We start from the raw sequence: 21,144 nt of genomic DNA, 5'->3' as shown, positions 1-21,144 counted from the left end.
TCGCTGTAGAGGCGTGACGCCTGGAAGCTAATGCTCAAACGGTTCGCCGAGCGACGCCACGCCATTCATCTTCAGGCGGCGACGATCCGCCGAAATGATGCCGAGGACGATGATGGTGACGAGATAGGGTAGGCTTGACAAGAGCTGCGAGGGAAGGTCGAGCCCTGTTGCCTGGGCAGCAAGGCTCATCAGCGACACCGCGCCGAAAAGGCACGCGCCGAGGAAGATGCGCCCTGTGAGCCAGGTGCCGAAGACGACCAGTGCGATGGCGATCCAGCCACGGCCGGCGATCATGCCGTCGGCCCAGAGCGGGGTGTAGATTACCGACGCATAAGCGCCGGCGAATCCCGCCATCATGCCGCCGAAGGCCACGGCGGCGACACGCACGCCGATCACCGGATAGCCGATCGCATGGGCCGCCTTCGGGTTTTCACCGACAGCACGGATGACAAGGCCCGTCTTGGTGAAGGCGAAAGTGGCCCATATGACGAGCGTCGCCAGAAGCGATAGCCAGACGACAATATCCTGGACGAAGAGGCCGCCGATGACCGGAATCTCGGACAAGCCCGGGATGGCGATCTTTGGCAGCCCCTTCACCGTCAGGCTCTCATAGGTCTTGCCGAAGAGCGCTGAAAGCCCCTGACCGAGGATTCCGATCGCAAGGCCGGTCGCGACCTGGTTTGCACGGAAGCCGAGCGCGATGAAGGCGAAGACCAGGGAGAGAAGCGCTGCGCTGATGCCCGCGGTTATGAAGCCGAGGAAATGGCCGCCGCCGTGATAGACGACGATGAAAGCGATTACGGCGCCGAGCGCCATCAAGCCTTCGACCCCCAGATTGAGCACGCCGGCGCGCTCGACCACCATTTCGCCGAGGGCGGCGAGCAGGAAGGGCGTCGCAGCCGCCAGCATGCCGGCAAGGATGAACTCGACGGCGTTCATGACGGGCTCCGATGGGCGGCGTGTGGCCATTCGAGGCGATAGCGCACGAATGCGACGGCGATGAGATAGGCAAGCAGCAGGCTGCCTTGAAAGACGCGCACGGCGGCGATCGGCAGGTTGGCCGAGACCATGGCGTTGTCGCCGCCAATATAGATCACCGCCATGACTACCGAGGAGATGACGATGCCGATCGGATGCAGGCCTCCGATATAAGCGACGATGATGGCGGCATAGCCGTATCCGGTAGAGATCGAGCGTTGCAGTTGGCCAAGAGGCCCCGCCACCTCCGCCGCGCCGGCAAGGCCCGCGGCAAACCCGCCGATCAGCAGCGAAAGCCAGATCGCCCAGCCTTCGTTGAATCCGGCATAGCCCGCGGCGCGCGGTGCCAGCCCGCCGACCTGCAGCTTGTAGCCGATGAAGCTCTTCTGCATGAAAACCCAGGCCGCAACCGACCAAGCCAGCGCGATCAGCAGCGAGACGTTGACCCGCGTGCCGGTGATCAGCGTCGGCACCATGGCGTCATACTGGAACATCACCGACTGGGGAAAGTTGAAGCCGTTGGGATCCTTCCAGGGTCCAAGCAGCAGGTAGTAGAGGAACTGCGCGGCCACGAGGCTCAGCATCAGCGAGACGAGGATTTCGTTGGCATTGAGCCGCACGCGCCAGAAAGCGGTGATCGACGCCCAGAGCGCCCCGCCGATCGCACCGAGCAGCAACATGGCTGGCCAGATCCAGCCGCCGGTTGCCTGCGGAAACCAGATCGGAATGGCCGAGGCAAAGATCGCGCCGAGGATGAACTGGCCTTCTGCGCCGATGTTGAAGACCTTGGCGCGAAAGCCGATCGCCAATCCTTGAGCGATCAAAAGCAGCGGGCCGGTCTTCAGCAGCACCTCGGAGAACGAAGCCCAGGAAAGGAAGGGCTCAAGTACCATCGCGTGGAGGACCGCAAGCGGATTGCGGCCCATGACCATATAGAGCCCGAGATTGAGAACGATAGCGACGAGAAGCGCCCCGAGCGGTGCAAGCAAGGTTGCCGCAAGCGAGGCGCGCTCGCGGCGCACGAGGCCGGGCAGGAAAGCAAAAACGGGTATGCTCATGCGGAAACACTCTCGGGCTGCGCACCGATCATGTAGCGGCCGATTTCCTCGGGCCTGGTGTCGCGGGTTACGAGCTGCTGGCTCAATGTGCCGTGGTGGAGGACCTGGATGCTGTCGCTGAGCTCGAACAACTCCTCCAGTTCCTCGGAAATGACGAGGATCGCCATGCCCTCGTTGCGCAGCGCGATGAGCTTCCGGCGAATGGCCGAAGCTGCGCCGATATCCACACCCCAGGTCGGCTGGGCGACGAAGAGCAGCTTCGGCGCCAGCATGATCTCGCGCCCGACGATGAATTTCTGCAGGTTGCCGCCGGAAAGCGAGCCTGCCTCGGCTTCAGGGCCGGAAGTGCGGACATCATATTGGCGGATGCATTCATTGGTGAAAGCGGTAGTCCGTGCCTTGTCGACGAGACCGCGCTTCAAAAGCTTCAGCGGATGAGCGGTCAACAGGCTGTTGAGCACCAGCGACATTTCCGGCACCGCGCCGCGGCCCAGGCGGTCTTCCGGAACAAAAGCCAAGCCGAGCGCGCGGCGGGCGGCCGGATCGAGCCCGCCGACGTCCTTGCCGGCAATGAAGATGCGGTCTTTCTGTTCGCGCCCAAGCACCGTCTCGCCGGAAATCAGTGCTGCAAGCTCGCTCTGCCCGTTGCCGGAGATACCGGCAATGCCGATGATTTCCCCAGCTCGCACGGTGAGGTTGATCTTGGAGAGCGGCACGGCGAAGGGATCGTCCGGCGTATAGTCGAGACCGACGATTTCGAGTTGCTTGTCGCCACGCGAAATCGGCAACGCCGGCATCGGCTCGGGCATCTCGCGGCCGATCATCATGCGGGCAAGATCATGGGTGTCATGCTTGCGTGGGTCGACATGGCCGGTCACGCAGCCACCGCGCAGGATGGTCGCCCGGTCGCAGATCGCCCGGATTTCTTCGAGCTTGTGGGAAATGAAGAGAATGGACACGCCGCTGTCGCGCAGGTGCCTCAGCGTGTCGAAAAGCTTGTCGACGAGCTGCGGCGGCAGGACCGAGGTTGGCTCGTCCAGGATCAAGAGCTTCGGATTGGTCATCAGGCAGCGGATGATCTCCACCCGCTGCCGCTCGCCCACGGAAAGCGCATGCACATGAGCGAGCGGATCGACATCGAGGCCGAAATCGCGACCTAGCGAGCGGATGCGCTCGGTCAGCTCGGCCTTGCGACCAGGCACAACCAGTTGGATGTTTTCGACCACCGTCAGGGTCTCGAACAGCGAGAAATGCTGGAAAACCATGCCGATACCCCTGCGCCTCGCTTCGGCCGGCGACGCAATATTCAGGGGTTCCCCGAGCCAGGCGGCGGTTCCGCCGTCCGGCTGCTCGACGCCGTAGATCAGTTTCATCAGCGTCGATTTGCCCGCCCCGTTTTCACCGAGGATTGCATGGATCGACTGCGGAGCCACGTCCAGATCAATTGCCTGATTGGCACGGATCTGGCCGTAGCTCTTCGAAATGCCGCGGAGTGACAGGAGCGGGATGGTCACGGTTTATTTCGGCAGCGGCGTGGCCACGCCCTTGACGTGCCAGTCCATCGCGACGATCTCGCCGTCGGGCATGGTAGCGCCAGAGGCTACGCCCTCGCTGCCGTCTGCCTTGGTGATCGGCCCCGTGAACGGCGAGAAGGTGCCATCGGCGATCTTGGCCTCAAGCTCCTTGATCTTCGTCATGGTGTCGGCCGGGATGTCCGGGTTCCAGTCAACGACTTTGACAACCTTGTCGGCAACACCGAGGAAGGTATTGGCTCCCTTGAAGGTGCCGGCGAAATGCGCATCGACCGAAGCCTTGAAGAACGGCGACCAATCGGTCGAAACGCACCCCAGATAGGTTTTCGGGGCGTATTTCTTCATCGACGAGTTGAGGTTGAACGCGTAGACGCCCGCTTCCTCGCAAGCGGAGATGACGGAGGGAGTATCCTGGGCGTTGGAGAAGATCACGTCGCATTGCTGCGCAATCAGGGCTTTGGCGGCTTCCTGCTCCTTGGCCGGATCGAACCACGAGTTCACCCAAACGACCGATACCTCGATATCCGGCTTGACCGCCTGGGCGCCGAGCGTGAAGGCGTTGATCGTGGTGATCAGTTCCGGGATCGCGAAGGCGGACACGGAACCGAGCTTGCCGGTTTTGCTAAGCGCTGCGGCAGCCATGCCGAGCAGATAGGAACCTTGGAAGTACTTGGCGGCGAACGGCGAGAAGTTCGGTGCGACCTGAAAACCGGATGCATGCAGCACCGTGACGCTCGGATCGCGGCGGGCGATTTGCAGCGCACCGTTCTGATAGCCGAACGAACCGGCAATCAGGAACTTGTTTCCGTCTGCGACGGTCTTGTTCATGATGCGGTCAGCGTCAGGACCCTCTGCGATGTTCTCGAGAATGGTGACCCTCACCTTGTCGCCATAAGCCGCCTTGACGGGGTCGAGGCCGGCGGAGAGGGCATGGCCCCAGCCGACATCGCCGATGGGTGAGGGGATCACGAGCGTGATGCCGAGCTGCTCGTCAGCGGCAACAGCGAAGCGGCTGCCGAGTGCGCCGGCGAGGCCGGTTGCGGCAGCGGCTTTCATCAGGTTTCTGCGGGTCAGGTGGGTCATGCTGTCAGTTCCCTCTTTTGGTTTTATTGGAATTCCACGGTGGAGAGTGCTGCCTCGGCGTCGGCAAAGAGCTTGGCTTCGTCGAGACCGGCGAACTCACCCTTTTGCCAGACGATGCGGCCGTTGATCATGGTCATGTCCGTCGCCATGCCGATGCCAACGCGCGGGATCAGGCTCAGCGGATCATGCCGCGTACCGACGTAATCCATACGGCGGGTATCAATGGCAAACAGATCGGCGGCCATGCCAGGCGCGAGCCTGCCAATGTCGGCCCGCCCGAGCAGGCTCGCCCCGCCCGTCGTGCCATAGCCGAGGAAATCGACTGCCGGTGGCACGGGATGGGCGCGGGCGGAAGACACCAGGCACTGCAGCATGTAGGCCGAGTGCAGGCAGTGCATCAGGTTGGAGTTGTCGTTTGAGGCGGCGCCGTCGCAGCCGAGGCCGATGCGCAGGCCGAAGGCGGCCATGGCGGGAATGTCGGTGACCTCGGCGCCGACCAGATAGACCGGTTCGGGGCAATGCGACACGCCGGTGCCGCTGGCCGCCATCGTTCTCAATTCGTCGTCGGTCAGTTCCCAACAATGGGCATAGAACGCGTCTGAGCCTGCAAAGCCGAGCTCTTCCAGGTAATCAACGGTGCGTCTGCCATGCCGCGCGTGAATGACCGGGCTTTCGCCCTCTCCGACATGGGTGTGCATCATGACGCCGCGATCACGCGCCAGTGCCACGGATTCTGCGAAGGTCTCGCGGTAGCAATTGACCGGCTGGCAGGGTGCGACCACGACCTGGCGCATGCTGAAGCGACTGGTGTCGTGGTAGGTGTCGATCAGACGGGCGCAATCGGCAATGAACTCGTCCGTTGTTTCCAACATCGCGTCGGGGATCGTGGAGCCTTCCGACTTCGGCAGGGTGTTGCCGCCACGACCGGCATGGAAGCGCATGCCGAAGAGATCGGCCGCCTCGAACTGCCGATCGATCAGCCGCTTTCCAGCATGCCGGGGAAAATTGTACTGGTGGTCAAAGGCCGTGGTGCAGCCATGCTTGATCATCTCGGCTATCGCCGTGACAGAGGAATGGTAGAAGCACTCCTCGTTAAGCTGCGAGAAAATCGGATAGATGCGGTCCAGCCACTCGATGACCGAGAGCTTCGTCCAATCGAGGTCGGCGCGGTTGCGCACGAAGCACTGGAAGAAATGATGGTGGGTGTTCACGAGGCCCGGATAAACGAACCAGCCGGTGGCGTCCTGGATGGTCGTGCCGGCGGGCAACGCGTCCGCCCCGAGATTTGCCCCGATGGCCTGGATCGCCGGACCGCTGGTCAGCAGATCGACATTGCGATGAACGACCGGGCCTTTGCCCTCATCGACGATCACGGCCGCGCAGTTCTTCAGAAGGTAGCCCGTCATCTCATGCATCGCCCGTTTCTACAGTTGGTTCGGGCTTCAGTTCATGCAGCCGATGAATGCCAGGCATTTCGATGAACCCTTCGAGCGCACGGACGGCGCGTGACCACAGGCGGATCGTGGGGTAGGGATCCAGCGAAACGCCACCGTCGGGCGCGAGTGCCACGTAAGGGAAGCAGGCAATATCGGCAACCGTCGGCCGGTCGGCAGCAAGGAAGCGCTTGCCGCGCTGCGCCTGTTCGAAAAGGCCGGCTTCAAGCTCGCGAAGAGCGGCGATCCCCTGGGCCTGCAGAGCCCCGATGTCGCCTGGCCGCAGCAGCATCTCATGCAGTCGTGCACCGCCAAGACTTGCCGTCAGCCGGCCGGAGAAGGACAGCCATTGCTGTACCCGCGCCGCTTCCTCCGGCTTGCTGCCAGCGAGCCATTCCGGGGCGGCTTGTGCCGCCAGATAGACGAGGATGGCCGAGGATTCAGTCAGCAGCAGATCGCCGTCCTCCAGAATCGGGATCGATCCGGCGGGATTGAGCGCCAGCAGTTCGGGACCCCGATGCTCGGCGCCCGGGTGGAAATCCACAGGGCGCAGTTCGAGCTTCACGCCGGTCAAGGCGGCCATAAGACGCACTTTGTAGCAGCTGGGCGAGAGGATGTAGTCGTAGAGCTTCATTGCGCCACCAGCTGTGCGCCATAGGTGTAGTTGTGGCGTTTCAGCCAACGGCGATAGGCGACGGAGGTGAGATCCGCCCGTGTCGGGATTTCCATGCCGGGATCGAGCGGCAAGAGCCGGGGAATCTGGTTTTCCAGGATCGAGCGGTCCTGCAGGAAGATCGTCTGCTGGAAGTGAATGAGATCGGTCATCGAGGTTACGTCGTCGAAAAGCGCCATCCACGGCCAGACGTCGCAGAGGTCTTCCGCCAGCGGCTGCACGAACAGCGTGATGACATCCCATTCGCTCGGGCGTGGCGGGCAGGTCTTGTAGAGCACCGAGCAGGTCGGGGCGGGCACTCGGTACATATACTCGGTGGTGATGCCGCCGCTGGCGGATTTCGCCGCCAGCGGTTGGTAGAACTTCACCTGCGTCGCCCAGACTTCATCGACGTCCTCGCGGATTTCAACCTTGTAGTTCTGCACTTCCGTATGGGGCTCGGCGCCGAGGATATCGGTGTGCACGAAAGGGAAATGGGCGATATCGAGAAAATTTTCGACGGCTCGCAGCGGCGAGCAGCGCACGCGCACGCAGCCGACATCGACGAACCGGCGGCCGGGCTGATCAGCCTCGGGGATTGGGAAAAGCTCCTTCCTCGGCTCCCCGAGGGAGGACCAGACATGGCCGTAACGCACCAGCACCGGCAGGGTGCGGCCGTTTCCGCTGGTGACCTTCGCATGGCCATCCGCGTCGCATGCCACAATGATCGGCTCTTCCATCAAAGTCGTCGTGCGGCCAGCCTGATCAAGCTGGCTGAAGAGGCCAACAGGATACCATTCGTCGATCATTGCCTGCATGGTCACTGAGCGATCCCCTTCTTCTGAAGATCCTCGGCCTTGCGACGCAGGCTTTCGGCTGCCCGCGAGGCGGCGATACGCGCGGCAGGGCCGGCTTCACCCCGCAGCAGCACATGGATCAGCGTCTCCCCGTTTTCCTGGGCGGACAAGAGCAGACAGATAGCCTCGGTGCCTTCGGCCGGTTCGACAAGACCTTCGGGGCCCGCCTTGGCGCCCGCCGCGGCCTCTATCGCCGCGATGCCGGCATGCGCGGTCAAGGAACGCAAGGCAAGGAGGCCTTCGAGCTTCATCGGAGACGAGGAAGGCTCGCCCATGGCAACCCAGATCACGCCGCCAGTCTCCTCGACCGCATAGGTCTTGACCCGGATCGCCTCCGGCGGAGTCAGTCCGGGATGGGCGGGGATGCGAAGACAGTTTCCAGCCTTGGCGTAGCTCCAGCCATGATAGACGCACGAAAGCGCTTCGCCGCGCACGAAGCCGTGCGAAAGGCTCATGCCGCGATGCGGACAGCGGTTGGCTGAAGCCGTCGGGCACCCGCTCTCACTGCGCCAGAGGGCGATCGGTCCGGCAGGAATACGTGCCGGAATGACGGTTCCCGCCGGCAGGTCACGGGAAAGGGCGACTGGCGTCCAAGAGCCGGTCGTATCGGAGCGCATGGGCGGGCTTTCTGAACGATCTCAATAGGTTGCCGAGCATAAGCAAGGCGTCTCCGTCTCTGGGCCTCCGCTCAGCGGTTGTTACGTTTGCATAAACATTTCGCAATGGCAACAATGATTAAATAAAGTGCATAGGCTCAATGGCGACAATCGCTGTGTGTCTTGCCTAGCGGTTTTCAGCAGCGACCGGTCTTCGCTCTATGATCTCTACCCAAACGTTTATGGGACCGAGCGTACAGCCTATTTCCATCATATCTATCAGTTCCTCGGGCCCGTCGAGTTCGATCTCGATCCGATCGGCGCTGGCATAGGAAATCGTCTCGGAAAGGCCAAGCTTTGCCGCGTAGCGCTGGATCCAAGGAACAAATGAGGTGACCTCAAGATCACCAAGGATCGTCATGCGCTCCCGGAGATAGCCTTGATGTTGTTGTGTCAAGGACGGCCTCAGACTCAGTTTACTCGCGCAGAGCATAGCGAATGAATGAACTTACGGAAGCACCATAGAGCACGTGTCGACCGAAAGAGGCTCGAATCTCAACGGGCGTCACGAGAATTTCCGTTGCTGCTGCCGAGGTAAGCGGCGCCCGCTTGTGCATGAATCATCGTCGCCGGTGTTTGGGTCTTCGTACCTCTTTCAAAGAGTGTCGTATAGCGGTGCTGCGTGCCGATGGCGGACGCGCGGGCTGCCAGTCCCTCGCCAACCAGGCGAAGCAGATGTCCACGCAATCTTTTCATGGTTTCCGCTTCCTCCGTTACACGGTTGCGCTCGCATTTTTCGCACGGACATAGGCTCGCCATCCGCCGAGTGCGGTCACTTCCTCGGCGCCGGTGACGGCATGGGCTTCACAGAGAAAACCTGAGACGCTGCTGCCATCTTCAAGGGTTACTTTTCCGATGCCGAGCGGCCCAGGAATTTTCTGAACGAAGTTGCCGAAGGCGGCGGGTGGAAGCGCCCAGACTTCGACCTCGAGGCCATTGCCGTCGAAACCGGGTTCGCGGATGAGGCCGGGTTTCGGCGGCACGGTGTTCGGCAGCACGAAAAGCCTGTAGTCAGCCGCTGTCCGGCAGGTTTTCAGGCGATATCCACCGGGTCCGGTGAGTTCATGATTGAGTGGCATGCCGGTCAGATGGGCGCCGACGACGACGATCGGAACAAAACCGTCGTCAAGCGGTGCAACCCGGCTTGCTTCCGGCAGCGGTGCAGTCTTGTCTTTGCCCATGCCGGCCCGAAGAGCCCGGTGCATGGCGTCGGCAAACGGGGCGAGCGCATCATCCGTGAACGTCGGGCCGATCAGCGTCACGCCGCCGGGCAGACCATTGCGCCCGAACCCCGCCGGAATGGCGATTGCGGCATAGTCGTAGAGATTGACGAAATTCGTGTAACGGCCGAAATGGCCGTTCTTCACGATCGGATCGGCCAGCATCTCTTCGACCGTGTACGTGGTGGGCGCCGTCGGCAGCAACAGGATGTCCACCTTCTTCCACTCGGTCTTCGTCTTCTGCCGCAGCGCTTCGAGTTTGTATTTGCCCTCGAAGGCAGCGACGGCGTCATAGGCCTTCGCGCCTTCGATGATGGTACGAACCGTCGGGTCGAAATCATCTGCGTTGCTGGTCAGGAAGTCCTTGACCGCCGCCAGCCGTTCGGCGACCCAGGGGCCATTGTAGAGCAACTCGGCCGCCTGGCGGAACGGTGCATAGTCGAAGGGCACAATGGTTGCGCCGAGCGATTTGGCCCGCTCGATTGCTGCGTCATAAAGTGTTTCGACATCCCTGTTTCCGAAGAATTCGCGCTCGGTGCTCTCCAGCACGCCGATCCGCAAGCCGGCGGCGGGGAGGGTTGCGGGCACGGCTTGACGCGAGAATGGATCGGCAGCGTCGTAGCCTTCCATCACCTTTCGGATCGCAACACCATCGCCAACCGTGGTGGCAAAGACGGTGACCACGTCGACGCTGCGGCAGGCTGGAACGACGCCGACGTTCGGCACCAGCCCAGGGGTCGGCTTGATGCCGACAAGGTTGTTGAAGGCGGCGGGTACGCGACCGGAACCGGCCGTGTCCGTACCGAGAGCGAAGGTCGCAAGGCCGGAGGCGACGGCCACCGCCGAACCTGAGCTTGATCCGCCCGATACATAGGCAGGGTCGAAAACCGAACGCGGCGCGCCATAGGGAGATCGTGTGCCGTTGAGCCCGGTCGCGAACTGGTCGAGATTGGTCTTACCGATGACGAGGGCGCCGGCAGCCTTGAGCCGTGCGACGACAGTCGAATCCACCGTCGGATCATAGGCGAAGGCGGGGCAGGCGGCAGTGGTTGGCAGGCCAGCGGCATCTATATTGTCCTTCACCGCGAAGGGGATACCCCAAAGGGGTAAGCTGTTTGGCTCGGGCGCGCGCGCCATCAGGTCGCGGGCTTGAGAGCGCAGATCCTCCTCCGGCGTGGCGGCAATGAAGATCGCCGGGTCTTTGGAAGCGGCGCGGCGCGCGATTACCTCCTCAATGAGATCGAGCGGCGTCAGGCCAGATTTATAGGCGGCGCGAAGACTTGAGAGATCGAGAATCGTCGGCAGCATGTCAGCAGTTCTCCAGAACGGCGATGATATCGCCAGCTTTGATATTTCGACCGGGCCCGGCACGCAGATCGCGGACGCGTCCGGCGTTGTGGGCAGTGACGTTGATTTCCATTTTCATGGATTCGATGATGGCGATCGTCTCGCCGGCAGCAACAGATACTCCCGGCTTCACCATGAGTTTCCAGATATTGCCCGGCACGCTGCTGGCAACACCGAAGCAGCCAGCGGGAATGTCGCCGTCGAGGCTTTCTCCGGTCCCTTCCTCGCTGACGAAACTGTCGAGGCCGGCGTCCTTCCAGCTTTGCCGCTCGGCGTCGAAAGCCGCCTGCTGGGTGGCCTTGAAGCGGTTGATCGACACAGCGTTCGCCTGCAGTTCATTTTCATACGCAGCATAGGAGAATTCCGTCTCCTCTATCCTCACGGGATAGCCGCCATGCGGGAAAGCAGCCCGTGCCTCTGTCAGTTCGTCATGGCTCACGGGGAAGAAACGGATCTGATCGAAGAAATTGAGCAGCCACGGCTTGCCCCTGGCGAATTCTGGCGTCTGCCGCCATGTATTCCAGACCTGGATGGTGCGGCCGAACAGCTGGTAGCCGCCAGGTCCCTCCATGCCATAGATGCACATATAGGCTCCACCGATGCCGACGGCATTTTCCGGGGTCCAGGTGCGGGCCGGATTGTACTTTGTGGTGACGAGCCGGTGACGTGGATCGACGGGTGTTGCGACCGGCGCCCCGAGATAGACGTCGCCGAGACCGAGAACCAGATAGCTGGCGTCAAAAACGATGTCCTTCACCGCCTGCTCGTCGGCAAGCCCATTGATGCGGCGAATGAACTCGATGTTCGAGGGGCACCAGGGCGCGTTCGGGCGGACCAACTCCTGATACTTGCGCATGGCAAGCTCGGCATCCGGATCGCTCCATGACAATGGCAGATGCACGATGCGGCTCGGCACTGTCACCGCATGTGCGGGCGGCAGACTGGTCTCTATATCCGCCAACAGTCCGAGCAGGCGCTTTCTTGTCAACGTTGTTCCATCATAATGGATCTGCAGCGACCGGATGCCGGGCGTCAGATCGAGGAGACCTGGCAGGCGGGCTTCCGCGATGGCCTGCATCAGCAGGTGAACGCGCAGCCTGAGCGCGATATCGAGCGCCATCGGGCCATATTCGACGAGGAGATTGTCGTCTCCCTGGCGGCGGTAGACGACGGAGACGGGCCCGGTGTTGTGCGTCCCGACGATAGGCGAGCCGATATCCGGCGCAGACGCATGGACGGCAGGACCGGCGACAGGGTCTTCGCTGCGCACAACGGCATGAAAGCGGATTTGGTCGCCGGGCTTGAACTGGCCCATCTTCCATTGCTCGTCGCGGGCGATTACCGCCGGGCAGACGAAGCCGCCGAGGCTCGGTCCGTCGGGGCCGAGAATAATTGGCATGTCGCCGGTGAAATCGATGGCGCCGACCGCATAGGCGTTGTCATGCAGGTTGGAAGGATGCAACCCCGCTTCGCCACCATCGCTGCGCGCCCATCGCGGCGCCGGGCCAATGAGGCGGACGCCGGTGCGGGCGCTGTTGAAATGCACTTCGTAGGAGGTCAAAAACAGCGTGTCGATGTCGCCCTGCTGAAAGAAATCCGGTGCGCCATGGGGGCCGTAGAGAACGCCGACGTCCCATTCGCGAGTGAGATCGGCGGGCTCGTTCGCGGCCAGCGGTGGTTTTACCGGTGTCTGCCGCGCAAGATGCAGCACATGGCCCGTCTTCAGCGCGCCGGTGGCGTTGCCGCCAAACTGGCCGAGGCCGAAGGTCGCGCGGGAGCCTAGCACGACCGGCGCGGTGAAACCGCCGGCGACTGCGAGATAAGCGCGCTGGCCTGGGCCGTCGATCGCACCAATCGACAGGACTTGCCCCGCACGAATTGTCACAGCCGTGTTGTGCGGCAACTCATTCCCGTCACAGGTCATCGACATCTGCGCTCCCCCGAGCGCAATCACCGCATCGGTGTAGAACCTGAGTGTCGGGCCGGACACGGTCAGCTCCAGGGCAGCGGTCGTATCATCGTTGCCAACAAGACGATTGGCATGACGGAAAGAGCGCTCGTCCATCGGCCCGCTTGGCGGGACGCCCACATGCCAGAGGCCAAGACGGCCGGGCAGTTCCTGGAGACTGGATTGCGCACCGGGTGACAGGACCTCGATGACATCCGGTACGAACATGAAATCGCGCAGCGCTGTCGTTGCCACCCTGCCGCTTGCGAGGAGATCGGATGCAGCAATCTCACGAAGATAGTCGAGATTGGTCTCGATCCCGGTGATCGACGTCGTGGCAAGGGCTGCCTGAAGCTTTGCGATCGCCGCCGGCCGGTCGTCGGCCGCGACGATGATTTTGGCAAGCATCGGATCGTAGAACGGCGTCACCTCCGTGCCTGTCTCGATCCAGCTGTCGACGCGAACGTCCTGTGGGAATACGACTTCCGTCAGCAGACCGGCGCTCGGGCGGAAATCGGCATGCGGCATCTCGGCATAGACGCGCACCTCGATTGCCGCACCCTTCGGGTTCAAGAGTTCTGCGGCCGAAAGCACATCCTCGCCCGCTGCCTGCCGGATCATCCATTCGACCAGATCGATACCGAAGACGGCTTCGGTAACGGGGTGTTCGACCTGCAGCCGGGTGTTGACCTCGAGGAAGTAGAATTCCTCTCGCACAGGATCGTAGATGAATTCGACCGTGCCGGCTGAGGCGTAGGAAACCGAGCTACCCAGATCGACCGCCGCCTGATGCAGGCGGGTGCGCGTGGCAGCGGCAAGGCCGGGTGCCGGGGTTTCCTCGACGACCTTCTGGTTGCGGCGCTGTAGAGAGCAATCCCGTTCACCGAGCGCCACGACCTTGCCCTTGCCGTCGCCAAAAATCTGCACCTCGACGTGGCGGGCATCGGCGACGAAGCGTTCGATATAGACGCGGGCATCGCCGAAGCTGGCGCGTGCCGTGCGTTGCACGCTTTCGAAGGCAGCATGCAGCGCGGCGGCATCCGCGCACAACTGCATGCCGATGCCGCCGCCGCCGGCCGTTGATTTCAGCATCACCGGATAGCCGACAATTTCGGCAGCTGTGAGCGCTTCTTCGGCGCTTTCCAGCAGGCTGCTGCCCGGCAGAAGCGGGACGCCGCTGGATCTGGCCAGGTCGCGAGCCGTGTGTTTGAGCCCAAATGCCGAAAGATGTTCCGGTCGCGGGCCGATGAAGGCAATGCCCTCGGCAGCCAGCCGTTCTGCAAAGACGATGTTTTCCGAAAGAAAGCCGTAGCCGGGGTGCACGGCGTCTGCGCCCGTGGCCTTGCAGGCGGCAATGACGGCGTCGACGTCGAGATAGCTTTCGGTGGCGGGCGACGGGCCAAGGCGTATCGCTTCGTCAGCCAGGCGCGTTGCCGTGGCAAAGCGGTCGGCGTCGGAATAGACGGCGACCGAGGCGATGCCCATTGTTTTCAATGTCCGGATGACCCGGACGGCGATTTCGCCCCTGTTGGCGATGAGGACCTTGTTGAACATGCTCATGCCTCGGCGTCCGATGCGGCGTCCCAGATCAGCACGCGAATCGGCGTCGGATCGAAGCCGTTGCAGGGATTGTTGATCTGCGGGCAGTTGGAGATGACGCAGAGCACGTCCATCTCGGCCACCAGCTCGACGAAGTCGCCAGGCGCTGAGATGCCGTCGACGATGGTCATCTTGCCATCGGGGCTGATCGGCACGTTCATGAAGAAGTTGATATTCGGCACGATGTCGCGCTTGTTCATCCCGTGTTTCGTAACCTCGATCACGAAGTTGTCGCGGCAGGCGTGCAGGTACTTGGTGCCGTGGCCGAAGCGCACGGTGTTGCTCTCGCAGGAGCAGGCGCCAGCCGAGGTGTCGTGGCGGCCACAGCTGTCGGCCGTCATCGTCAGCATCGTGCGGCCTTCGTTGGAGACGATCCGTGTGCCGGTGCCGACATAGGCTGCGCCCTGTTCCCGCATCGTGTCCTGATTGGAATAGCGCTCGGAAAAATCGTCAGCCTTGTAGAAGAGCGTGTCCACCGCCTGCTGGCCATAGCTGTCTTCGATACGGATGGTCTGTCCCTTGCGCACGATACCTGACCATGGCGCTTCGGCCGGAATGAAATGATCCTGCGCTGCATTTTCTAGGGTGCGTGCCGGGGAAGTCTGAATGAAATCGGTCATGGTTCGCCGTCCTCAAGCCTGCATCATGGCGTTGTTCTCGAAGCCGCGCGCGGCCTCTGCGGTTGCCGTGCGGGCAAGATCGCCTGCGGCCGGAGCGGCGGCGCGGAACCGGGTAACGCTCACCGGTGCGGGTGCATAGACGGGATTGGGATCGAGCGGGTGCGGGCACGTGGAAAGGCAGACGAGCATGTCCATCTCGGCGCGCATGTCGACATAGCCGCCACTGTTGGACATCTCGCCTTGCCAGCGGAAACCACCGGCATCGTCGATGCGGACTGGCGCAAAGAGATTGAGCACGGCCGGAATGTCGCGGCGATCCAGGCCGATCTTGCCGGCCGCCAGGATGAAGTTGTCCCGCGTGTTGCGGGTCTTGGCGCCCGGATATTTGGCGGCGTTCGAAGCTGCCGTCGATCCGCCCATCAGGCAGTCATGCGCGCCGGAGCTATCCTCGATCATCGAAAACATCACGCGGCCCATGTCCGAGAAGATCACCCGGCCCTTGCCGAGCGCCGTCGTCCACTGAACCTTGACGGTATCCACCAGATTGAGCCTCTCGCTGGTGTCATTGGCGTTCCAGGCGATCAGCGCAACGGTCGAGGCGCCGTCCTGCTGCTCTATGCGAAGGGCTTCGCCGCGATTCACACGGGTCGACCAGTACCAGCCGCCGGGGATCGTTTCCCGATGGATGATCGCTGTTGGCTCGATCGCTGGCGCGGGAAGGGAGCTCGGTGACGGAAGTGCCTTGGGAGCGAACTCCAATCCTTTCTTCTGATGTTCTTCGTAACGCTGCCGGTTGGCTGCAATTTCCTCTGCGGAACGTCTAACATGCATGGCTATCTAACTCCTGACGGGCTGGAAGACGGGTCGTCCCGGCGAGGCCCCTGCAAGACGACCGGGCCGTCCCGGTCAGGGCTGAAGTGGGAAAGCTCGCCCGCGCGGCGGGGCGGCCAGATGGAAATGTCCCGTGTGATCGTGGCGCCGTAGCGCTCCTTCTCTTCCGGCCGGTCGCGCGGCCGCTCGAAGGCGACGACACGGGTGGCCAGCGTGAAGGCCTCCCGCATGTCGTGCGTGACCATGACGACGGTCATCCGGGTTTCGTTCCATAGCCGTTTCATCAGCGTGTGGATCTCGGCGCGGATGCCGGGATCGAGCGCCCCGAACGGCTCGTCGAGGAGCAGCACCTTGGGTTTCATGATCAGCGCCTGTGCCAGCGCCAGTCGTTGCTGCATGCCGCCGGAAAGCTGTGCCGGGTATTTGGTTTCTGCGCCGGAAAGGCCAACTTCAGTGATAAGTTGCCGAGCTTCGTCGATCGCCGACCGCCGCGCCTGGCCGAAAAGCCTTGCCTTGAATTTCGAGGCCATCAGTTCCTTGCCGAGCAGGACATTGCCGAGCACCGTCAGATGCGGAAAGACCGAATAGCGCTGGAACACGACGCCGCGATCCGGACCCGGTTCAGCCGGCAGCGGCTCGCCATCCAAGAGGATCGTGCCCCTGGTGGGCCGCTCCTGGCCAAGAAGCATGCGCAGGAAGGTCGACTTGCCGCAGCCGGAGGGGCCGACGAGCGCGACGAAGGCGCGCGAAGCGACTGTCAGCGACACGTTCTCCAGCACGATCTGATCGCCATATTCCTTCCAGACGCTGTCGATGATCAGTTCGCTCATCACTGCTTCTCCAGTTCGGACCAGGGAAAGACGGCGATGCGGATCCGGTCGAGGACGAAGTTGGTCAGAACGGCAAGCAGGGTGATCCAGACGACGTAGGGAAAGATCACGTCCATGGACAGGTAACGGCGGACAAGGAAGATGCGGTAGCCGAGCCCGGAATCTGACGAAATGGCCTCCGCTGCAATGAGGAACAGCCAGGCTGGACCGAGCTGCAGCCGCACGCAAGTGACCAGCCGCGGCAGGATCTGCGGCAGCACGACGCGAAGGGCGATCTGCCACGAGGAGCCGCCCAGCGTTTCCGCCTTGACGATCTGCTCGCGTGGCAGTTCCAACGCCTTCAACGCCAGGTCGCGGATCATCGTCGGCGCGACGCCGATGGTGATCAGTGCGATTTTTGAGGCTTCGCCAAGCCCCATGACGATGAACAGAATGGGCAAGAGCGCAAGCGGCGGCACCATGGAAACGGCGGCGACGAAGGGGGCGAGCAGCGCCCGAAGATAGGGCAGCATGCCGATTGCCATGCCGATCAGCAGCGCCGTCACGGTCGAAATGCCGAGACCTGCGAAAAGCCGGATCAAGCTTGCGGCCGTATCGGACCAGAGCAGATAGTCGCCTGTGCGCGCATCCGGCAGGAACGCCAGCCGGTTGACGGCGTCGGCAAAACCCGTGAGGCCGGGCAGCAGCTTGTCATTGGCATTTTCCGCCAGCCGCGCCGCCGATCCCGCCGCATAGGCGGCAACCAGCAGGACGAAGGGCAGAAGCATGAGGGCAAGTTGTGCGCCTCGGTTCGGCCTGGTGTTGATCCAGCGCATGACATGGCTCCGCTGATGAAGGGAAGAGGGCGGCGCGGTAAACCCGCACCGCCGATCGGCGCAACGCTCAGAGCGAGCCGTCGGCCGCGGCCTTCATGTAGGTATCGGTGAAGCGCAGCTTGACGTTACCGCTATCGCCGAGAACCTTGCCATCGGGCATTTCGATGCCAATGACATCCGCCGAGGCCGCTCCGCTGCCGAGCAATCCCTTTTCGAACAGGAAGTTGCGCACGAGGTCCATCGTCTTCGGCAGGCTCGGCGACGCCGTAAAGGCAACCGCGTCGGCGGGCTTGTCGAACAGCTTGGTGGCGGCGAGCTGGGCTTCGAAGCCCTTCAGATCGGTTCCGGATGCAGAGCCCATCGCTTCGCGCGCCGCCTTGCCCTCGTCGGTATCTGCCGTCATCAGCGCTGCGGTTTCATACCAGATGCCGGCGAGCGCCTTGCCGAAGTTCGGATTGTCCTTCAGCACGTCGGTATTGGCGACCATCAGGTCGATGATTTCGCCGGGGATTTGCGAGCTGTCGAAAACCTTTTTGGCCGTCGGATCTTCGAGAATGGTCGCAACGAGCGGGTTCCAGGTGACGACTGCCGAAACATCCTTCGTCTTGTAGGCGCTGACCATGTCGGCGTCAGAGGTGTTGATCACCTTCACGTCCTTTTCACTCAGCTTGAGGCTTTCAAGCGCCCGGGCGAGCAGATAGTGCGAGACGGAAAATTCGACGAGATTGACGTTCTGGCCCTTCACATCTGCAAGGCTCGCCTTGTCCTTGAGAATGACTGCGTCGTTGCCGTTGGAGAAGTCGCCGACGATGACGGCCGTCGTATCGACCCCACCGGCTGCCGGAATCGAGAGACCGTCCATGTTGGTGAGCGTGACGGCATCGAAGGCGCCGGCGGTGTACTGGTTCATCGATTCCACGTAATCGTTGAACTGGGTGACTTCGATCGTGAGGCCGTATTTGTCGGCCCATTTTTTTACGATCCCATTGTCTGACGCGTAACCCCACGGCATCCAACCGACATAGATCGACCAGGCGACCTTGAAATCGGTCTTTGGTGCAGCGACGGCGTTGGACGTCATACCGACCGCCAGCGAAGCGACAAGCGCGGTGATCGAGAGCATTTTCGAAAAAATCTGCATTGCATTTCCCCTTTTTGCTTTTCTTCAAAAAAGGGATCGGCATGGACCATCGCGCCGCCAATCCCTTGGCTAACGAGGTCTCCCGGGCTTTTGTCCCGCCGTGCACCCGGCGGGATGTCTCCCCAACCGGTGGCAGCTCTCGGACCAGCACGCTTTTGAAAAGCGCCGGAACCCTAGCCACCAACTCGACGACTATACACGCAAGCTGCGTGCCAATCGTTAAGCCTATGATTTCATGGGAGTGTATCCGAGGGGCAAACTTTCCCTGGCGTAAAGTGCATGCACTTGCACATTCGTTGGGCGCCTCCTGCCTCTAAAGTTACCAGCGGCTCGGTGTCACATCGGGAGCATGGGGATTTTGTGACCTTTCGACAGTGGCTATCTGGGCATGGCCAACGCCAAAACCGGCATAGTTGAAGCGCTGGCAGATCAACGGTAAACAACCCACCCTCCGACGGATTTTGATCGGGGGGCTTAAAAAACGAGCATTTCGTGCAAAAAAGTAACGTTCCATGCGCCCAGTGCATAGGTGGTGCGAGGGATTGTCACTGTTTTAAACCGATTGAGCCATCTATGTTCCAATCATCCAAACGACGCCGGACCAAGCAAGATTGGTGACGTCAGACAGCCCTCAGGAAAGGGGATCATCATGAACGTAGCACGCTCCTTCAACAATTGGCGCAAGTTCCGTCAGACAGTCAACGAACTCAGCCGCATGTCCAGCCGTGAACTGCAGGACCTCGGCATCGACCGCGCCGATATCCGCAGCGTGGCGCGCGCATCGGTCGCGCGCTAACCGCACAGTATTTGATCTTCAGACTGCTCGACGCCCGCTAATGACGCGGGCGTTTTTGCGTCGATTTCCATGCCTTGGGTCGATCAGATCGGCGTTTTCTTCCGGGCCTTTCCGACATGCAATTCGTGCATAGCTGCAGTGCGGCAGAAGACATTGGCACACTGCAGGGTCGGTGTATCAAACCATCGAAGCGATGCACCTCCTCCCGCAAAGCTTCGGGTTTTAGACGGCCCACTTCCTCCTCCCAGTCGCTGTTCGGTTCTTTTCGGAAAGCCTGCCGCACCTCCTCCCGCGGCAGGCATTTTGATTTTCGGAGCCTTGTTGGGCGAGGTGACCGGCGACCCAGGTGATGCACGCCCCTGCGCAGCGCGCAGAGGATACCCTATGGTCATGGCCGCGGCCGCCGCGCTGGCATCAGCTGGTCAACACGCGGTCGCGCCGCCCGCGCATCGGTCTCATTGGATCTTCGGCACGTAGTCTCGGCCGCCATCGATGCTCTTCGGGCGGCCGTCGAGGAAGAGTTCGCCTATCCGGGGCGCCGTACGAGCGATCACCTTGCCGCCCTTGATGACCGCAAGCCGGTTCGGCTTCAGCCGGAGCGCCTCCATCGGATCGGCGGCCTGGAGGATAACGATGTCGGCCTTGCAGCCTTTCTCCAAACCATAGCCCTGGAGGCCGAGCGTTTTTGCAGAATTGACGGTGAGTGCATCAAAGATCTGCCTCTTGTCTTCAATGCCTGCCATCTGGGCAACATGGATCGCCATATGGCCAACCTCAAGCATGTCGCCCGAGCCCATCGAATACCACGGATCCATCACGCAATCATGCCCGAAAGAAACGTTGAGCCCGGCCACCATCATCTCGCGTACGCGGGTCATGCCCCGGCGTTTGGGATAGGTATCGTGCCGGCCCTGCAGCATGATGTTGATCAGCGGATTGGGAATTACGTTGATCTGGGCCTCCGCCATCAGCGGGATGAGCTTCGAGACGTAGTAGTTGTCCATGGAATGCATGGACGTGAGGTGCGAGCCGGCGACGCGACCCTGCAGGCCGTGGCGGATTGTCTCGGCGGCCAGCGTTTCGATATGGCGCGACATCGGATCGTCGGTCTCATCGCAATGCATGTCGACGGGCAGGCCTCGGTCGGCGGCCAGTCGGCAGAGCGCCTCCACCGATAGCCGGCCATCCTCCATGGTGCGCTCGAAATGCGGAATGCCGCCGACAATGTCGACGCCCATGTCGAGTGCGCGGTTGAGTGCGGTAACACCGTCCTTCGCGCGATAATAACCGTCCTGCGGAAAGGCCACGAGCTGCAGCTCGATATAAGGCTTGATGCGATCCTTGACTTCCAGCAGCGCTTCGACCGTGACGAGCTTGGGATCGGACGTATCAACATGGCTGCGGATGAAGAGAAGGCCTTGCGTGACTGCGAGGTCGCAATACCGCAGCGCCCGCTCGACCAGTTCCTCCTTGGTGACGATCGGTCGCAGCTCACCCCAAAGCGCGATGCCTTCGAGCAACGTACCGGACACGTTCATGCGAGGAATGCCGAGAGACAACGTTGCATCCATGTGGAAATGCGGGTCGATGAAAGGCGGGCTCACCAGTCGGTCGGTCGCATCTATCTCCTCGCCGGCACTGGCCGCGATCCCCTTTTCGATTGCGGCGATCTTGCCTCGGGCGATTGCGATGTCGATCCCGCTACGTCCATCGGGAAGGTTCGCGTTTCGGACAATGAGATCAAACAT

19 protein-coding genes and 1 riboswitch are annotated in these 21,144 nt (G+C 61.9%); of the genes, 1 reads left to right on the top strand and 18 read right to left on the bottom strand.

The annotated features are described in order from the left end of the window. Nucleotides 1-27: 27 nt before the first annotated feature. The 17 genes from JNB71_RS14095 to JNB71_RS14015 form a co-directional block, all read right to left on the bottom strand. Nucleotides 28-939, bottom strand: coding sequence for an ABC transporter permease (locus JNB71_RS14095; protein WP_220372440.1), 912 nt, complete (start codon nucleotides 937-939; stop codon nucleotides 28-30). Beyond that, a complete protein-coding gene (locus tag JNB71_RS14090) occupies nucleotides 936-2,036 on the bottom strand; it encodes an ABC transporter permease (protein WP_220372439.1) in 1,101 nt (366 codons plus the stop codon). Before JNB71_RS14090 ends, JNB71_RS14095 begins: the two co-directional genes overlap by 4 nt. After that, on the bottom strand, nucleotides 2,033-3,550 hold the full coding sequence (locus JNB71_RS14085) for an ABC transporter ATP-binding protein (RefSeq protein ID WP_220372438.1): 1,518 nt from the start codon (nucleotides 3,548-3,550) through the stop codon (nucleotides 2,033-2,035). Before JNB71_RS14085 ends, JNB71_RS14090 begins: the two co-directional genes overlap by 4 nt. A gap of 3 nt (nucleotides 3,551-3,553) precedes the next feature. After that, on the bottom strand, nucleotides 3,554-4,651 hold the full coding sequence (locus tag JNB71_RS14080) for a BMP family ABC transporter substrate-binding protein (protein ID WP_220372437.1): 1,098 nt from the start codon (nucleotides 4,649-4,651) through the stop codon (nucleotides 3,554-3,556). Between the two features lie 23 nt (nucleotides 4,652-4,674). Then, entirely contained in the window at nucleotides 4,675-6,057 is a 1,383-nt protein-coding gene (locus JNB71_RS14075) for an amidohydrolase (RefSeq protein WP_220372436.1), read from the bottom strand. Nucleotide 6,058: 1 nt separating this feature from the next. Next, the gene (locus JNB71_RS14070; RefSeq protein WP_220372435.1) at nucleotides 6,059-6,718 is read right to left on the bottom strand and encodes a glutathione S-transferase family protein; all 660 of its coding nucleotides are present in this window, start codon (nucleotides 6,716-6,718) and stop codon (nucleotides 6,059-6,061) included. Further along, nucleotides 6,715-7,560, bottom strand: coding sequence for an aromatic ring-hydroxylating dioxygenase subunit alpha (locus tag JNB71_RS14065; protein WP_220372434.1), 846 nt, complete (start codon nucleotides 7,558-7,560; stop codon nucleotides 6,715-6,717). Before JNB71_RS14065 ends, JNB71_RS14070 begins: the two co-directional genes overlap by 4 nt. Beyond that, on the bottom strand, nucleotides 7,557-8,210 hold the full coding sequence (locus JNB71_RS14060) for a Rieske (2Fe-2S) protein (RefSeq protein ID WP_220372433.1): 654 nt from the start codon (nucleotides 8,208-8,210) through the stop codon (nucleotides 7,557-7,559). Before JNB71_RS14060 ends, JNB71_RS14065 begins: the two co-directional genes overlap by 4 nt. Before the next feature lie 166 nt (nucleotides 8,211-8,376). Beyond that, nucleotides 8,377-8,610 carry an acylphosphatase gene (locus tag JNB71_RS14055; protein ID WP_220372928.1) on the bottom strand — a complete coding sequence of 78 codons (234 nt, stop codon included), beginning with the start codon at nucleotides 8,608-8,610 and terminating at the stop codon, nucleotides 8,377-8,379. Between the two features lie 134 nt (nucleotides 8,611-8,744). Further along, entirely contained in the window at nucleotides 8,745-8,945 is a 201-nt protein-coding gene (locus JNB71_RS14050; RefSeq protein WP_220372432.1) for a hypothetical protein, read from the bottom strand. A gap of 17 nt (nucleotides 8,946-8,962) precedes the next feature. Further along, nucleotides 8,963-10,777 carry an allophanate hydrolase gene (atzF, locus tag JNB71_RS14045; RefSeq protein WP_220372431.1) on the bottom strand — a complete coding sequence of 605 codons (1,815 nt, stop codon included), beginning with the start codon at nucleotides 10,775-10,777 and terminating at the stop codon, nucleotides 8,963-8,965. Between the two features lies 1 nt (nucleotide 10,778). Beyond that, complete coding sequence (uca, locus tag JNB71_RS14040; RefSeq protein ID WP_220372927.1) at nucleotides 10,779-14,318, bottom strand: urea carboxylase; 3,540 nt, start codon at nucleotides 14,316-14,318, stop codon at nucleotides 10,779-10,781. A gap of 2 nt (nucleotides 14,319-14,320) precedes the next feature. After that, complete coding sequence (locus JNB71_RS14035) at nucleotides 14,321-14,983, bottom strand: urea amidolyase associated protein UAAP2 (protein WP_220372430.1); 663 nt, start codon at nucleotides 14,981-14,983, stop codon at nucleotides 14,321-14,323. 12 nt (nucleotides 14,984-14,995) lie between these two features. Beyond that, nucleotides 14,996-15,814, bottom strand: a complete 819-nt coding sequence (locus tag JNB71_RS14030) for an urea amidolyase associated protein UAAP1 (RefSeq protein WP_220372429.1) — start codon at nucleotides 15,812-15,814, stop codon at nucleotides 14,996-14,998. A 2-nt stretch (nucleotides 15,815-15,816) separates the two neighbouring features. After that, nucleotides 15,817-16,644 (bottom strand): ABC transporter ATP-binding protein, encoded by an 828-nt coding sequence (locus tag JNB71_RS14025; protein ID WP_220372428.1) that lies wholly within the window; start codon nucleotides 16,642-16,644, stop codon nucleotides 15,817-15,819. Then, nucleotides 16,644-17,459, bottom strand: coding sequence for an ABC transporter permease (locus JNB71_RS14020; protein WP_220372427.1), 816 nt, complete (start codon nucleotides 17,457-17,459; stop codon nucleotides 16,644-16,646). Before JNB71_RS14020 ends, JNB71_RS14025 begins: the two co-directional genes overlap by 1 nt. A gap of 67 nt (nucleotides 17,460-17,526) precedes the next feature. Continuing rightward, the gene (locus tag JNB71_RS14015) at nucleotides 17,527-18,600 is read right to left on the bottom strand and encodes a putative urea ABC transporter substrate-binding protein (protein WP_220372426.1); all 1,074 of its coding nucleotides are present in this window, start codon (nucleotides 18,598-18,600) and stop codon (nucleotides 17,527-17,529) included. A gap of 77 nt (nucleotides 18,601-18,677) precedes the next feature. Next, nucleotides 18,678-18,788, bottom strand: a riboswitch (guanidine-I (ykkC/yxkD leader). A gap of 461 nt (nucleotides 18,789-19,249) precedes the next feature. On the opposite strand from JNB71_RS14015, the gene JNB71_RS14010 reads away from it, so the two are divergent. Beyond that, nucleotides 19,250-19,396, top strand: a complete 147-nt coding sequence (locus tag JNB71_RS14010; protein WP_220372425.1) for a DUF1127 domain-containing protein — start codon at nucleotides 19,250-19,252, stop codon at nucleotides 19,394-19,396. 455 nt (nucleotides 19,397-19,851) lie between these two features. Here JNB71_RS14010 and JNB71_RS14005 read toward each other — a convergent pair whose 3' ends face one another. Beyond that, nucleotides 19,852-21,144, bottom strand: coding sequence for an amidohydrolase family protein (locus tag JNB71_RS14005; protein WP_220372424.1), 1,293 nt, complete (start codon nucleotides 21,142-21,144; stop codon nucleotides 19,852-19,854).

Origin of the sequence: Rhizobium herbae (assembly GCF_019511375.1) — a bacterium.
In the GTDB taxonomy this organism is placed as follows: Bacteria; Pseudomonadota; Alphaproteobacteria; order Rhizobiales; family Rhizobiaceae; genus Pararhizobium; species Pararhizobium herbae_A.
The sequence above is the reverse complement of the archived record's forward strand: the minus strand, read 5'-3'. Positions and strand labels throughout refer to the sequence as shown.

Bases quoted from the DNA above. Each gene is read 5' to 3' on its own strand.
- atzF (WP_220372431.1), bottom strand. From the start codon at position 10,777: ATGCTGCCGACGATTCTCGATCTCTCAAGTCTTCGCGCCGCCTATAAA.
- JNB71_RS14035 (WP_220372430.1), bottom strand. From the start codon at position 14,983: ATGACCGATTTCATTCAGACTTCCCCGGCACGCACCCTAGAAAATGCA.
- JNB71_RS14055 (WP_220372928.1), bottom strand. From the start codon at position 8,610: ATGACGATCCTTGGTGATCTTGAGGTCACCTCATTTGTTCCTTGGATC.
- JNB71_RS14070 (WP_220372435.1), bottom strand. From the start codon at position 6,718: ATGAAGCTCTACGACTACATCCTCTCGCCCAGCTGCTACAAAGTGCGT.
- JNB71_RS14010 (WP_220372425.1), top strand. From the start codon at position 19,250: ATGAACGTAGCACGCTCCTTCAACAATTGGCGCAAGTTCCGTCAGACA.
- JNB71_RS14015 (WP_220372426.1), bottom strand. From the start codon at position 18,600: ATGCAGATTTTTTCGAAAATGCTCTCGATCACCGCGCTTGTCGCTTCG.
- uca (WP_220372927.1), bottom strand. From the start codon at position 14,318: ATGTTCAACAAGGTCCTCATCGCCAACAGGGGCGAAATCGCCGTCCGG.
- JNB71_RS14060 (WP_220372433.1), bottom strand. From the start codon at position 8,210: ATGCGCTCCGATACGACCGGCTCTTGGACGCCAGTCGCCCTTTCCCGT.
- JNB71_RS14030 (WP_220372429.1), bottom strand. From the start codon at position 15,814: ATGCATGTTAGACGTTCCGCAGAGGAAATTGCAGCCAACCGGCAGCGT.
- JNB71_RS14020 (WP_220372427.1), bottom strand. From the start codon at position 17,459: ATGCGCTGGATCAACACCAGGCCGAACCGAGGCGCACAACTTGCCCTC.
- JNB71_RS14095 (WP_220372440.1), bottom strand. From the start codon at position 939: ATGAACGCCGTCGAGTTCATCCTTGCCGGCATGCTGGCGGCTGCGACG.
- JNB71_RS14050 (WP_220372432.1), bottom strand. From the start codon at position 8,945: ATGAAAAGATTGCGTGGACATCTGCTTCGCCTGGTTGGCGAGGGACTG.
- JNB71_RS14025 (WP_220372428.1), bottom strand. From the start codon at position 16,644: ATGAGCGAACTGATCATCGACAGCGTCTGGAAGGAATATGGCGATCAG.
- JNB71_RS14090 (WP_220372439.1), bottom strand. From the start codon at position 2,036: ATGAGCATACCCGTTTTTGCTTTCCTGCCCGGCCTCGTGCGCCGCGAG.
- JNB71_RS14080 (WP_220372437.1), bottom strand. From the start codon at position 4,651: ATGACCCACCTGACCCGCAGAAACCTGATGAAAGCCGCTGCCGCAACC.
- JNB71_RS14075 (WP_220372436.1), bottom strand. From the start codon at position 6,057: ATGACGGGCTACCTTCTGAAGAACTGCGCGGCCGTGATCGTCGATGAG.
- JNB71_RS14005 (WP_220372424.1), bottom strand. From the start codon at position 21,144: ATGTTTGATCTCATTGTCCGAAACGCGAACCTTCCCGATGGACGTAGC.